Raw genomic sequence first — 14,319 nt, forward strand, 5'->3', positions numbered from 1 at the left:
TCATGAGTTGAGTATGACCCCGCTGTCGTCTTCCCAACTGATGTAGACGGCATCTTCCCATGTCATGCGCGGCATCCGCCGCTCCGAGTTGGCAAAGAAGGCCTGGACGATCTGACCGCTATCGAGCTTGATGTAATACACCGAATGGCCGCCGAGATAAGCGATGTCATGCACGGTGCCATGGGCCCAGTTGTAGTCCTGTTCCGGTTTGTCCGGACTGACCCAGACCTTTTCCGGGCGCAGGGCGAAAACAATGTTCTTGTCCTGAGCGCGGGTACTGATGCCGTGGCCAATGTAGATCGGCCGGTCGAGGTTCGGGCACTGGATGATGGCATGATCTTCCATGTCGGCTGTCAGTTCACCTTCAAAGATGTTGACGCTGCCGATGAATTCGGCGACATGCCGGCTGGCCGGACTTTCATAGATATCCACCGGGGTCCCAACCTGGGCAATCCAGCCCAGGTGCATGATAGCGATACGCTGGGCCATGGTCATGGCTTCTTCCTGATCGTGGGTCACCATGATGCAGGTCACGCCCACCCGTTCGATGATCTCGACCAATTCCAGCTGCATTTGTGAGCGCAGCTTCTTGTCCAGCGCCCCCATGGGCTCGTCCAGTAGCAGCACCTTCGGCCGCTTGGCCAGCGAGCGTGCAAGGGCAACGCGCTGACGCTGGCCGCCGGAGAGTTGATGGGGTTTGCGCCGGGCATACTGGGTCATGTGCACCAGTTTAAGCATTTCGTCGACCCGCTCCTTGATTTCCGAGCGGCTCAATTTGTCCTGTTTCAGACCAAAAGCGATGTTCTGTTCAACGCTCATGTGCGGGAACAGGGCATAGGACTGAAACATCATGTTGATCGGCCGCTCATAGGGCGGCAAATCGGTAATATCCTGGCCGTCGAGAAACACGCGGCCTTCAGTCGGGCGTTCAAAGCCCGCGAGTATGCGCAGCAATGTGGATTTGCCGGAGCCGGAGCCGCCAAGCAGGGCGAAGATTTCGCCACGGTTGATGCTCAGACTGACATCGTCAACGGCCAGGGCATCATCAAAACGCTTGCTGACCCGGTCAATCTTGACGAACTCATCCGGCTTGGCCTTGGCCATGGCCTGTTTCATGGCACCTGCTGCACCTACCATAGGGTTTCTCCGCGCGACTGCAGTGTTGTCTTGGCCGTTAGCCGCAGAAGCGGTCCGGCATGCTAGTTAGGGTTGTGTCGGTGCTGGTCGAGCAGGGGCTGTCAATGACAGCCCCTGAAGGACTTACTGACCGGACTTGATGCTGTTCCAGGAGCGGGTAATGATCCGCTGGGCAGCGAGTGGGCGTGGCTTGGCTACGAACAGATTGGCCATTACCTCGTCGTTCGGGTAGATGGCCGGATCAGCCAGTACCTCGGGATCAACCAGCTCGTCAGCCGCGCTGTTGGGGTTGGCATAGGCCACATAGTCGGTGATGGGTGCAATCACCTCGGGACGCAGCAGGTAGTTGATAAAGGCGTGGGCATTGTCAGGGCTGCCGGCATCCTTGGGGATGGCCAGCATATCAAACCACAGCTGAGTGCCTTCCTTGGGAATGGTGTAGGCAATGTTGACACCGTTTTCGGCTTCTTCAGCACGCGCGGCGGCCTGGAAGATATCCCCGGAGTAACCGACGGCCACACAGGTTTCGCCGTTGGCCAGGTCCGAAATGTAGCGGGATGAGTGGAAGTAGGTGATGGAGCTGCGCACCGACATCAGCAGTTCTTCGGCCTTTTTCAGATCGTCAGAATCATTGCTGTTTGGATCAAGACCCAGGTACTTGAGCGCCGAGGTGAGCATTTCGTCACCTGAGTCGAGCATGGAAATACCACAGCTGGCGAGCTGGGCCGCAATCTCGGGGTTGAAAACCAGATCCCAGGAATCCAGAGGGGCATCCTCGCCCAGAATGGCGGTGACTTTCTCGACGTTGTAACCGATGCCGTTGGTGCCCCACAGGTAAGGAATGGAGTAGCGGCTACCCGGATCAATGCTTTCCATGTCGTCCATCAGCGCGGGATTCAGATTCTGCATGTTCGGCAGTTTACTGTGGTCCAGCTCCATGTAGACGCCCGCTTCAATCTGCTTGGTCAAGTAATGGTTGGACGGCACCACAAGGTCAAAACCGGAGCGGCCAGTCAGCAGGCGGGCATCCAGGACCTCGTTGGAGTCGTACACGTCGTAGGTCACCTTGATGCCGGTTTCCGCTTCGAAATTGGCGATGGTGTCTTCGGCGATATAGTCCGACCAGTTGTAGATCTTCAGGGTGCCTTCGGCCTGGGCGCTGACGGCGCTGCCAAGCAAACCGGCGGTAGCCAGGGCCAACAGGGTTTTCTGCATTGACGCTTTCATTGTCTCTCCTCTGACAGACTCCGGCGTTAGCCTGGCCTGCTCTTTTGTGATTGGCCATTACCTTGCGGTAATGGCCGGTTTAACAAGGATGGTTACTCAGCGACCCGATTTGATGTTGGTCCAGGCCCGGGTCCGCACACGCTCGATGGCCATGGGCAACTCGGCGAGTGTGAAGAGTTTATTCAAGGTCTCATCTGTCGGATAGATACCCGGATCATTTAGTACGCTTTCATCAATTAACGCTTTTGACGCCTGATTGCCGTTGGCATAGGCGACATAGTTGCTGATTTCGGCGATCACCTCGGGACGCAGAATGTAGTTCATGAACGCGTAGGCGTTGTCGACGTTGCGGGCATCACGTGGCATGGCCATCATGTCGAACCACATGGGTGCGCCTTCGACAGGGATCACGTAATGGATTTCCTCACCGTTTTCGGCTTCTACGGCACGGTCAGCGGCCTGAATGATGTCACCGGACCAGCCGACGGCCACGCAGATATCACCATTGGCCAGATCGGTTATGAACTTGGACGAGTGAAAGTAGGTGATATGCGGACGCACGCTGAGCATCAGCTCTTCGGCCTTGGCATAGTCTTCCGGGTTGGTGCTGTTGGGATCCAGACCCAGGTAAAAGAGGGCGGCTGGAATGATTTCCGCCGGGGCATCGAGAAAGGCGACGCCGCAGCTGGCCAGCTTGGCCATGTTGTCGGGCTTGAACACCAGATCCCAGGAATTCAGCGCGACATCGTCACCCAGGGCTGCGGTAACTTTGGCCGCGTTGTAGCCGATGCCGGTTGTACCCCATAGATAGGGAAAAGCGTGCTGGTTACCCGGATCGTTGTTCTCCAGCGCGCGCATCAATGCCGGCTCAAGGTTATCCCAGTTGCTCAGCTTGCTGCGATCCAGGGGCGTGAAGGCGCCAGCCTTGATCTGCTTGCCCAGGAACTGGTTGGACGGCACAACAATGTCAAATCCCGAGCTGCCTGACAGCAGGCGCGCTTCCAGTACTTCATTGCTGTCAAACACATCGTAGGTGACCTTGATGCCGGTTTCCGCCTCGAAGTTGGCGATGGTATCCTCGGCGATATAGTCGGACCAGTTATAGATATTGACCACGCCCTCTGCCTGGGCCGCCGAAATAAGGGTCATGCTGCAGGCTGCTGCCAGCAGTGTCTTGCCAAGCGGTTTCATCATTGTCTCAGCTCTCCGTAAATGACTTCAGCGTGGTCAGCCTGGGCTCATACCCCCAGCTTTTCTGCCGTCAGATCAAGGCAGCGCCAGGCCTTGCTGACCAGTTCATCAATCTCCTCCGGGCGAATCACCAGCGGTGGAGACATGATCATGGTGTCGCCAACGGCACGCATCACCAGGCCATTGGCCACACACATGTCACGGCAGAGCGTGCCAGCGGCGCCTTTTTCGGCAAAGCGGGCCCGGGTCTGCTTGTTACTGACCAGCTCGATGGCACCAAGCAGGCCGACTCCACGAACTTCCCCGACCAGGCGATGCTCTGCCAGTTGGGCAATTTTCTCTTGCAAATACGGTGCCGCTTCCTGCTTCACATACTCGACAATTTTTTCGTCACGCAGGATGCGCAGGTTTTCAAGGCCCACGGCGGCGGCCACCGGGTGACCAGAGTAAGTGTAGCCGTGAGCGAACTCACCGCCATGTTCAATCAGCGTATCGGCAACACGCTCGCCAACAATCACTCCGCCCATGGGCAGGTAGCCGGAGGTCATGCCCTTGGCGATGGTCATCAAATCAGGTTTCAGGTCGAAGTACTGACTACCGAACCATTCGCCGGTGCGGCCAAAACCGCAAATCACTTCATCGATGATCAGCAGGATGTCGTACTTGTCGAGGATGCGCTTGATCTCAGGCCAGTAGCTTGCCGGCGGCACTATCACCCCGCCGGCACCCTGAATCGGCTCGGCAATAAAGGCGGCAATCTGATCGACACCCAGCTCTTCAATCTTTGCCTCAAGCTGCCTTGCAGCCCAAAGGCCAAACTCATCCGGGCTCATGTCGCCGCCCTCGCCAAACCAGTAAGGCTGAGGGATGTGCACTATGCCGGGAATCGGCAGGTCACCCTGTTCGTGCATGAACTGCATGCCGCCGAGGCTGGCGCCGGCGACGGTAGAGCCATGGTAGCCATTGATGCGACTGATCACAGTTTTCTTGCCGGGTTTGCCCTTGAGATCCCAGTAGCGACGGACCATGCGCAGAATGGTGTCATTGGATTCGGAGCCAGAACCGGTGAAGAACACGTGATTCATATGTGCTGGCGCTATTTCGGCGATCGCCGAGGCCAGTTGCACGGCCGGAGGGTTGGCACACTGGAAGAAGCTGTTGTAGTAGGGCAGCTCAAGCATCTGTTTGTAGGCGGCATCGGCCAGTTCGCTGCGCCCGTAACCGATATTCACGCACCAGAGTCCGGCCATGCCGTCAAGAATGCGGTTGCCTTCGCTATCCCACAAATAAACGCCCTCGGCGCGCTCGATGATGCGCGTGCCGCGCGAGCCCAGGGCCTTGTGGTCGGTAAAGGGGTGCAGGTAGTGGGCCGTGTCCATGGCTTGAAGCTGGGCGGTATTAAGGCGCTTATGGCTGGTCATGCGGTACTCCTAAACGCCGGGCCAGGGCTATATCGGCCGGCGTCAGTTCAACTGGCGCCCTGCCCGGGCGCATGTTCTCCGTGTATCTGACCTCAGACGCTGAGTAGCAGGAACTCCCGCTCCCAGGAGCTGATCACACGCTTGTAGTTTTCATGCTCGACGCGCTTGACGGCAACATAGCCGCGGCAAAACTTGTTGCCTAGCACCGCTTCAATTTCACGGCACTGCTCCATGCGCTCCAATGCCGACTCCAGGGTCAGCGGCAGGCGCAGGTTGCGACGTTCATAGGCGCGGCCCTTGACCGGCGCTGAGGGTGCCATTTTTCCGGTCATGCCGAGATAACCGCACAGCAGGCTGGCGGCAATGGCAATGTAGGGGTTGGCATCGGCGCCTGGCAGGCGGTTTTCCACGCGACGGTTTTGCGGGTCTGAGTCCGGAACACGCAGGCCTGCAGTGCGGTTCTCCTCGCCCCATTCGACGTTCACCGGCGCCGAGGTGTCCGGCAGGAAGCGGCGGAACGAGTTCACGTTCGGTGCAAATAGCGGCAGGACCTCGGGAATAAAGCGCTGCAGTCCGCCAATATGATGCAGGAACAACTCGCTCATGGTGCCGTCCGGGTTGGAGAACACGTTTTTGCCGGTCTTGCGGTCAACAATGCTCTGGTGCAGGTGCATGGCACTGCCCGGCTCGTTGGTAATCGGCTTGGCCATGAAGGTGGCGGTCATGTCGTGCTTGAGCGCGGCCTCGCGCATGGTCCGCTTGAATACCAGGATCTGGTCTGCCAGGTGCAGAGGATCACCGTGACGGAAGTTGATTTCCATCTGGGCGGTGCCTTCCTCGTGGATCAGGGTATCCAGATCCAGGCCCTGGGCCTCGCACCAGTCGTACATGTCTTCAAACAGCGGGTCGAATTCGTTGGCTGCATCGATGGAGAAGGACTGGCGGCCGGTTTCCTGGCGACCCGAGCGACCAATCGGTGGCTGCAGCGGCAGATCCGGGTCTTCGTTGCGTTTGGTCAGGTAGAACTCCATCTCCGGTGCGACCAGCGGCTGCCAGCCCTTGTCGGCATAGAGTTTGAGCACTTTCTTGAGGATGTTGCGCGGCGACATGTCGATGGGGTTGCCCATCTTGTCGTAGCAGTCATGGATGATCTGGGCGGTCGGTTCCAGTGCCCAGGGCACGGTATAGACGGCATTTTCGTCTGGCTTGCAGACCATATCGATATCCGCTGGATCCAGCAGATCGTAATACACTTCATCTTCGACATAATCACCGGTTACCGACTGCAAGAGAATGCTCTCTGGCAGGCGCATGCCCTTCTCCGAGATGAATTTCATGGTCGGAGCAATCTTGCCGCGGGCAATCCCGGTCAGGTCGCTGACCATGCATTCCACTTCGGTGATCTTGTGTTCTTTAAGCCAGTTTTCAATCTTGTTCATACCATCCTCAGGAGCGTCTTGCTGCTGAGCGCGCGCGGCAGGCATCGCCAAAAGCCTTGAATATGGCGAGGTAGAAGGCGTTTTCGGTTACCTTCCATTCTGGATGCCACTGCACGCCCAGTGCGAAATTGGGAGCATCGCTGACTGAAAAAGCTTCAATCAGTCCATCAGGTGCTGTTGCTTCTGGCCGCAAGCCGGGGGCTAGTTGATCCACGCCCTGTGTATGCACAGAGTTGACCTGCTCCGTTTTGCGGCCTGACAGTTCAAAGAGTAGTCCCCCTGGCTCGATATGAACCTGGTGGGATAAACCATACTGCAGCTCAACCGGATCGTCCTTGTTTTCGCGATGTTCGATATAACGACCAATCTCGTACAAGCGCTGGTGCAGGGTGCCACCGAATGCCACGTTCATTTCCTGAAAGCCGCGGCATACTCCGAGGACGGGAATGCCCAGGGCGACAGCTGCCTTGATCAAGGGTAGCGTTATGGCGTCGCGCTTGGGGTCATGCAGCGTGCCTTCAACACTGGGGGCACCATTATAATGGTGGGGTTCTACATTCGACGGTGAGCCGGTGAACAGAATGCCGTCGAGACTTTCAAGTAACTGGGCAGTGTCCAGATGCTCGCCAATGGCTGGAATGAGCAACGGCAGGCCGCCAGAACCTTGAGCAACTGCAAGAATGTATTTTTCGCCGACTATATTAAAGGGGTGGAGCCCGATCTGATGTGTGCAGCAACTGATACCGATCAGAGGTTTATTCGCGGCGGACATGGGTCAAGACCTGTAGTGAATAACGTACATGCATTCAATGTTGTTCAATTTTTTATACAATAGCAACAAAAAATATTTAACACAAAAGCCCCTGAGCAAGCCGTGAGGCAGCATTGTAAAACGCCTCACAGGCCGCGATGCGGCCTTTAATGGTGCAGCATGCACTGCTTTTGTGCGGTTCTGATTCTATTGACTCGCTGTGGCCTTTCGGATTTACTCTCCATCTAGAGTCAATGTGATTGATATATTTTACAAACAACAGGTGATAAACCATGCTACCCCCAACCGGAGCAGATGCTGCGGCGGTCAGTAATGCGGCAGCGATATCGGCGCCCGTCAGTGTTCAGGAGGCCGAGGCTTTTCTCGCCGCTCATCCCGAAATTCACTTTATTGACCTGCTTATTGCTGATATGAACGGCATTGTCCGTGGCAAGCGTATTGACCGTTCAGCACTGATCAAGGCCTATGAAAAGGGCATCGCCCTTCCTGCATCAATCTTCGCGCTGAATATCCAGGGCACCACGGTTGAAGAAACCGGTCTGGGCTTGGAGATTGGCGACGCAGATCGCGTCTGTTTGCCCATCCCCGGCACCCTTTATGTGGAGCCTTGGCAGAAGCGCCCTACAGGTCAGCTATTAATGACCATGTATGAGCTGGATCGCAAGACGCCGTTCTTTGCTGATCCGCGCTTTGTGCTGCAGCGCATCGTCAAGCGTTTCGCCGAGCTGGGTTTGAAGCCGGTTTCGGCCTTCGAGCTTGAGTTCTACCTGATTGACCAGGAGAACATTACCGGCCGGCCGCAGCCACCGCGCTCACCCATGTCCGGCAAACGCCCGAATTCGGTTCAGGTCTATTCCATGGATGATCTGGACGAGTACGCTGAGTTCCTCCAGGACGTCATCGAGGCTGCCCACGAGCAGGGCATCCCCGCAGACGCCATTGTTGCGGAATCAGCGCCAGGCCAGTTCGAGGTCAATCTGCACCATGTCGATGACCCGGTGATTGCCTGCGACTATAACGTGTTGCTCAAGCGGGTGATCAAGAACGTTGCCTATGACCATGAGATGGATACCACCTTCATGGCCAAGCCGTACTACGATCAGGCCGGTAACGGCATGCATGTGCATATCAGTCTGGTTGATGCCGATGGCAAGAACGTCTTTGCTCCCGATGCCGATGGCACGCTGAGCCCGACCTTGCGCTGGGCGATTGGCGGCCTGCTGCAGACGCTGCCGGAATACATGGCATTCCTCTGCCCGAACGTGAACTCTTATCGCCGTTTCAGCCCGAGCTTCTTTGTGCCCTGCGCGCCAACCTGGGGTATTGATAACCGGACTGTGGCCGTGCGGGTTCCTGGTGGTGACGCCGATGCCATGCGTATCGAGCATCGCCTGGCCGGCGCTGATGCCAACCCCTATCTGTTGATGGCGGCGCTGCTGTCAGCCATTCACTACGGCATCAGCAACAAGATCGAGCCGCCGGAAATGACCGAAGGCAACGCCTACGATCAGCATGAGGCGTCACTGCCCACCAACCTGCGCGATGCCTTGCGTGCGCTGGAGAACTCCGAGGTCATGAAGGAGTATATTGGCGAGGAGTATCTGGACGTGTTTGTACTGTGCAAGGAGAGCGAGCAGGAGGAGTTCGAACGGACCATCTCGGACCTCGAATATATGTGGTACCTGCATACGGTGTAGGTGCTTGCCTGCTTGCCTGCTTGTGTGTGGTGCAGAGTCCCGCCCTTGTGGCGGGATTTTGGTTTTGGTCGTTTTTGTTTGGGTTTTGGTCGGGATTGGTGTGGGGCCTTGGCGTCGGCTGCCCTGGGCGTGACCGTCAGAGCACAGGGATGTGCGATGACGAGCCCCATGGACGGCTTGTAGCGTGTCACGCCCAGGGCAGCCGACGCCTAGGCCATAAGCATCTGTGCCACTGCAAAGCAAGCCGGGTTTCAGAATGTTCAGGTTGCACGGTCTATGGTTAGCGATAGCTTTGACGATTCTGGCTGGACCGTCAGAGCACAAGGATGTGCGATGACGAGCCCCAGGGATGGCTCGCTGCGTGTCCAGTCAGAATCGTCAAAGCTGTCGCGTGTGCACCACGAAGCAGAATCGACAAGCAAGGTTTAAACAAGTGACAGACAACCAGTCCTGGTACCAAGCCAGCATTCCACACAAGGCGGTCAGGCCACCACTGCAAGGCGAACAGCGCGTGGACGTCTGTGTGGTCGGCGGCGGCTATACCGGTATTTCGGCTGCCCTAGAGCTGGCCAAGGCGGGTAGAACGGTGGCCTTGCTGGAGGCTGAGAAGCTGGGTTGGGGCTGCTCTGGTCGCAATGGCGGGCAGATCAATCCGGGGCTGGCAGCCGATCAGTCGGTATTGGAGAAACAACTGGGACAGGAGCACGCGCAGGCGTTGTGGCGGCTGAGCCTCGAAGGTGTGGCGCTGCTGCGCTCACGGGTAGCGGAGTACGCGATTGACTGCGACCTGAAACAGGGCATTTTGCTGGTCGCCAACAAGCCGCGGCATGTGCCCGAACTGCAGGCTTGGCAAGCCAGGTTGGAAGGGCTTGGCTACGATCAACTGATTTTTCATGACCGTCCCGCTTTGCAAGAGCTGCTCAAGGCCGACTATCAGGCCGGTGTGATGGATTGGGGTGGTGGTGACCTGCATCCGTTGAAGTACCTGCATGGTTTGGCCGGGGCAGCCGAACAGCATGGCGCCCGTCTTTATGAGTACTCGGCTGTGCTGGATTATCAGCAGCATGCCAAGGGCGTGACTGTGCGCACGGCTCAGGGGCTGGTCAGTGCCGAGCACCTGCTGTTGGCCGGCAACGCCTATGTGGGTCACTTATTGCCCTGGCAGCAGCGCCGTTTTATGCCGATTGGCAGTTATATCGGCGCAACGGCCCCGCTGGGTGAGTTGGCTGAGCAGTTGATTCCCTCGCGGGCCGCTGTATGCGACATGAATACGCTGATTGACTATTATCGCTTGAGTGCCGATGGTCGGCTGCTGTTCGGCGGCCGTGCCAGTGCCCGGGATGCGCGTCCCGAAGCCTTGCGCCAGACCATGCGTGAGCGCATGACGGGGGTTTTTCCGGCGCTGGCGCAGACTGGTTTCGAGTATCTCTGGGGTGGTCAGGTGGCCATGACCGCCAACAAGGCGCCGCACCTGGGCCGCCTGGGCAAGCGGGTGTTGTTCGCCCAGGGCTATTCTGGTCAGGGCGTTGCGCTGGCGGGTTTGGCTGGCAAACTGATGGCTGAAGCGCTGATGGGGCGGCAACAGGGTTTTGATCTGTTTGCGCAGGTCAGGCATTGGCCTGTGCCACCGGGTGTGCCTTTGCAAACCGGCATTCGGGCGCTAGCCCTGTTATGGTATCGCCTCAGAGATGCACGTTAAGCGCGTGCTCGTCATATGATTTCCACTGCCGCTAGAGCCGCTGGGCAGTAGTCTGTTTGAATTTTTGGGGTGGGCTGCCCCGGTCATTGTTCAGGAGTTGGATATGAGTCGTCTCGTTAGTGTTGCTGCCACCCAGATGAGCTGTTCGTGGGACCGTCAGGCGAATATCGACAAGGCCGAAAAACTGGTGCGCGAAGCCGCGGCCAAGGGTGCGCAGATCATCCTGATTCAGGAGCTGTTTGAAACCCCGTACTTCTGCCAGAAACCCAATGCGGACTACCTGCAGCTGGCCACCGCCATCGACCAGAACCCGGCGATTGCGCACTTCAAGGCGTTGGCCAAGGAGCTGGCGGTAGTATTGCCGATCAGTTTTTTCGAGCTGGCAGGGCGCGCGCGTTTCAACAGTATCGTGATCATTGATGCCGATGGCAGCAACCTGGGGCTGTACCGCAAAAGCCACATTCCTGATGGTCCCGGCTACCACGAAAAATACTACTTCAATCCAGGCGATACGGGCTTCAAGGTCTGGCAAACGCGCTATGCGAAAATTGGCGTGGGCATCTGTTGGGACCAGTGGTTCCCCGAGTGCGCGCGCAGCATGGCGTTGCTGGGCGCGGAAATTCTGTTTTACCCCACCGCCATCGGCAGTGAGCCGCATGATCCTAACATTACCTCGCGTGACCACTGGCAACGGGTGCAACAGGGCCACGCCGGTGCCAACCTGATGCCGCTGGTCGCGAGCAACCGGATTGGCCGTGAGGATCAGGAGGACTACCACATTACCTTCTATGGCTCGTCCTTTATTGCCGACCAGTTCGGCGCCAAGGTGCAGGAGCTGAACGAGACCGAGGAGGGTGTGCTGGTGCAGCAGTTCGACCTCGACCAGCTTGAGCATATTCGCAGTGCCTGGGGCAGCTTCCGGGACCGTCGGCCAAATCTGTATGGCCCGCTCAAAACCCTGGATGGTTCGCTGGAGTCCTGATCCCTATGTATACCTTGCACAGTACACCCCGCGCCGATGGCTTCAGCATGCCTGCCGAGTGGGCAGCGCACAGTCAGACCTGGATGATCTGGCCGGAACGCCCGGATAACTGGCGTTTGGGTGCCAAACCGGCGCAGGCCGCCTTTGCCGAGGTCGCCAAGGCCATCGCCGGTTTCGAGCCGGTCAGTGTTGGGGTATCGGCGGCGCAGTACCAGAATGCCTGCGCGCAGCTGGATCATCCGGGTATTCGGGTGCTGGAAATGAGCAGTGATGATGCCTGGGTGCGGGACACCGGACCGACCTTTGTTACCAACGGTCAGGGTAGTCTGCGCGGGGTGGACTGGTCCTTCAACGCCTGGGGTGGCTTTAATGGCGGTCTGTACTGGCCCTGGCAGCGAGATGATCAGGTGGCTGACAAGATACTGGGACTGGAGCGCTGTCCGCGCTACCGCACCGAGGGTTTTGTCTTGGAGGGCGGGGCCATCCATGTTGATGGTGAAGGCACACTGATCACCACTGAAGAGTGCCTGCTCAATCCCAATCGCAACAGCCATCTGGTGCGCGAAGAAATCGAGCTGATGCTGGCCGATCATCTGGGTATCGACAAGGTGATCTGGTTGCCGCTGGGCCTGTTCAACGATGAGACCGATGGACATGTTGATAATTTCTGTTGTTTTGTTCGGCCTGCAGAAGTGCTACTGGCCTGGACGGACGACCCGCAGGACCCCAATTACGAGCGCTGCCATACCGCCTTGAGGGTGCTGGAGGCTAGTCGTGACGCCAAGGGGCGCCTGCTGCAGGTACATAAGATGCCGATTCCCGGGCCGCTTTATGCCACGGCCGAGGAGTGCGCCGGGGTGGATCGGGTCCTGGGCACTCAGTCACGGGATCCGTCCATTCGCCTGGCCGGCTCCTATGTCAACTTCCTTATCGTCAACGGCGGCATTGTCGCTCCGAGCTTTGCCGATGCACAGGATGAACCTGCGCGAGCCTTGCTTGAGCAGCTCTTTCCAGAGCGACGTGTCGTCATGGTACCGGGCCGAGAAATTCTTCTGGGCGGCGGTAACATCCACTGCATCACCCAGCAACAGCCAGCGGTTTAAGCCTAAGCCTCAAGGCCGGTGCAAGTGAGACGGCACAAGGTTGATTGCATGGCGCTTTTATTCAGAGCGTGGCTGGAATAATTCCGGCCAGGCCGTTTGATGCACTGTGTTTCTGAGTATTTCCGGCTATAGTAGGGGCGACGTCGAACGGCGCCGTTTTCTGGCGGAGCATTCATCAGACCTTTGTGATGGGTGCTCTGAGGAATTTACAAACTGCATTCAAGGATTTTTATGCACTCAGCTTCCCGGCCTTTTTTAAAAACTCTGCTTACCCTGTCCATTGCCGCCGGTCTTTCCCTGTCACTGACCGGCTGCGACGATCTGAAGTCGAAAATTCCCGGTTTGTCCTCGGAGGCGACTCAGGCAGGTATGCCAGCTACGCTCGAGGGTGAGATCACCACCAGCAGCCCGGTCAACCTGAACGATGGCTCACGCTATCAATCCTTCAGTCTGACGCTGAAGGGTGGCGACGTTATCAAGGTGGCCAGCTCCGGCGCACTGGAAGATCCCGTGATGATCATAATGGATTCGGCCAACCGCACAGTGAGTGGCCCGAGTGCCGGTCAGCTGTTTGCTGATCCTGCGCAGGATGGCGCCTACACCCTGACTGTCAGCAGTGCTTCGGATCGGGACTTTGGTCCCTTTACCCTGACGCTGACCACCATCGAAGTGCGTAACAGCGGTGTGCTGGAAGTGGGCGATGAAATCATGGGCCTGCTCAAGGCACGTCAGGATGGCAACGACTACGAGCTGAACGTCACCGAAGAAGGCCTGTATGAGTTGGCCATGAGTTCGGAAGACTTTGACACTGTCATCAAGTTGAGCGGTAACGGACTTGATCTGGAAGACGATGATGGCGCGGGCGAAGGCACTGATTCCAAGCTGACAGCCTTTTTGCAGCCGGGTACCTATCAGTTCAATGCCGCTGATCTGGATAATACCGAAGCGGGCGGTTATACCCTGTCTTTCACGCGCCGCGAGTTGCCGGCTGGCGTCAGCCTGGTGAACGGTGGTGTGCTTACCGTTGGTACCGAAATCACTGGCATGACGACCAGTGATGCCCTCGATTACATGCTGGAAGTAACCGAAGCTGGCATGCTGCAGGTCGAAATGCATTCCGATGATATCGACAGCTACCTGGAAATCAGCGGCAATGGTGTAGAAGCCACCGATGACGACAGTGCTGGCGAACTGAATGCCCGCCTGTTGATGCCGGTCCAGCCTGGCAACTACACCATCAAGGCATCATCACTGGGCGGCGACAGCGGACTCTTTACCTTGAAGACCGAACTGAGCGCGGCTGCGCCAGCCGGTGGCAGCATTGCCGTTGGTGACCGGGTCTACGGTACCGTCAAGGAAGGGGATACTGAAACGACTCGCCTGACCATTACCCAGGGCGGCAGCTATCAGATTGATCTGATTTCCTCCGACTTCGATGCGCTGTTGAAGTTGCGTGGTCAAGGTCGCGATGAAGAGAACGACGATGGCGCCGATGGCACCAATTCGCGCCTGAATCTGACCCTGCAGCCGGGCGATTACGAGCTGATCAGTGGTAGCTACGGTGACAGTGGCGCCGGTACTTACGTGCTCTCTGTAAGCCGCTCAGGTAACTGAGACCGGCTGGTGGGAGGGGACTGCTTGCAGCCGCCTT

11 protein-coding genes are annotated in these 14,319 nt (G+C 57.7%); 5 read left to right on the forward strand and 6 right to left on the reverse strand.

Translation table 11 applies throughout. The features are described from left to right. The 6 genes from AC27HQ_RS06845 to AC27HQ_RS06870 form a co-directional block, all read right to left on the reverse strand. Window positions 1–1,137: an ABC transporter ATP-binding protein gene (locus AC27HQ_RS06845; RefSeq protein WP_487155399.1), complete on the reverse strand. Its 1,137-nt coding sequence runs from the start codon at window positions 1,135–1,137 to the stop codon at window positions 1–3. A gap of 123 nt (window positions 1,138–1,260) precedes the next feature. After that, entirely contained in the window at window positions 1,261–2,364 is a 1,104-nt protein-coding gene (locus AC27HQ_RS06850) for a polyamine ABC transporter substrate-binding protein (RefSeq protein ID WP_487155400.1), read from the reverse strand. A 96-nt stretch (window positions 2,365–2,460) separates the two neighbouring features. Next, window positions 2,461–3,555, reverse strand: coding sequence for a polyamine ABC transporter substrate-binding protein (locus AC27HQ_RS06855; RefSeq protein ID WP_487155519.1), 1,095 nt, complete (start codon window positions 3,553–3,555; stop codon window positions 2,461–2,463). Window positions 3,556–3,602: 47 nt separating this feature from the next. After that, window positions 3,603–4,976 carry an aspartate aminotransferase family protein gene (locus AC27HQ_RS06860; protein ID WP_487155401.1) on the reverse strand — a complete coding sequence of 458 codons (1,374 nt, stop codon included), beginning with the start codon at window positions 4,974–4,976 and terminating at the stop codon, window positions 3,603–3,605. Window positions 4,977–5,068: 92 nt separating this feature from the next. After that, complete coding sequence (locus AC27HQ_RS06865) at window positions 5,069–6,415, reverse strand: glutamine synthetase family protein (protein WP_487155402.1); 1,347 nt, start codon at window positions 6,413–6,415, stop codon at window positions 5,069–5,071. Between the two features lie 7 nt (window positions 6,416–6,422). Continuing rightward, window positions 6,423–7,187: a gamma-glutamyl-gamma-aminobutyrate hydrolase family protein gene (locus AC27HQ_RS06870; RefSeq protein WP_487155403.1), complete on the reverse strand. Its 765-nt coding sequence runs from the start codon at window positions 7,185–7,187 to the stop codon at window positions 6,423–6,425. Between the two features lie 323 nt (window positions 7,188–7,510). On the opposite strand from AC27HQ_RS06870, the gene AC27HQ_RS06875 reads away from it, so the two are divergent. The 5 genes from AC27HQ_RS06875 (at window position 7,511) to AC27HQ_RS06895 (ending at window position 14,282) form a co-directional block, all read left to right on the forward strand. Beyond that, the gene (locus AC27HQ_RS06875; RefSeq protein ID WP_487155520.1) at window positions 7,511–8,884 is read left to right on the forward strand and encodes a glutamine synthetase family protein; all 1,374 of its coding nucleotides are present in this window, start codon (window positions 7,511–7,513) and stop codon (window positions 8,882–8,884) included. Between the two features lie 433 nt (window positions 8,885–9,317). Then, a complete protein-coding gene (locus AC27HQ_RS06880; protein ID WP_487155404.1) occupies window positions 9,318–10,583 on the forward strand; it encodes an NAD(P)/FAD-dependent oxidoreductase in 1,266 nt (421 codons plus the stop codon). Between the two features lie 103 nt (window positions 10,584–10,686). Next, the gene (gene aguB / locus AC27HQ_RS06885) at window positions 10,687–11,565 is read left to right on the forward strand and encodes an N-carbamoylputrescine amidase (protein WP_487155405.1); all 879 of its coding nucleotides are present in this window, start codon (window positions 10,687–10,689) and stop codon (window positions 11,563–11,565) included. Between the two features lie 5 nt (window positions 11,566–11,570). Next, window positions 11,571–12,668, forward strand: coding sequence for an agmatine deiminase (gene aguA / locus AC27HQ_RS06890; protein ID WP_487155406.1), 1,098 nt, complete (start codon window positions 11,571–11,573; stop codon window positions 12,666–12,668). A gap of 231 nt (window positions 12,669–12,899) precedes the next feature. Then, window positions 12,900–14,282, forward strand: coding sequence for a hypothetical protein (locus tag AC27HQ_RS06895; protein ID WP_487155407.1), 1,383 nt, complete (start codon window positions 12,900–12,902; stop codon window positions 14,280–14,282). Window positions 14,283–14,319: the final 37 nt, after the last annotated feature.

This window comes from Halopseudomonas sp. 4NH20-0008 (assembly GCF_057548395.1).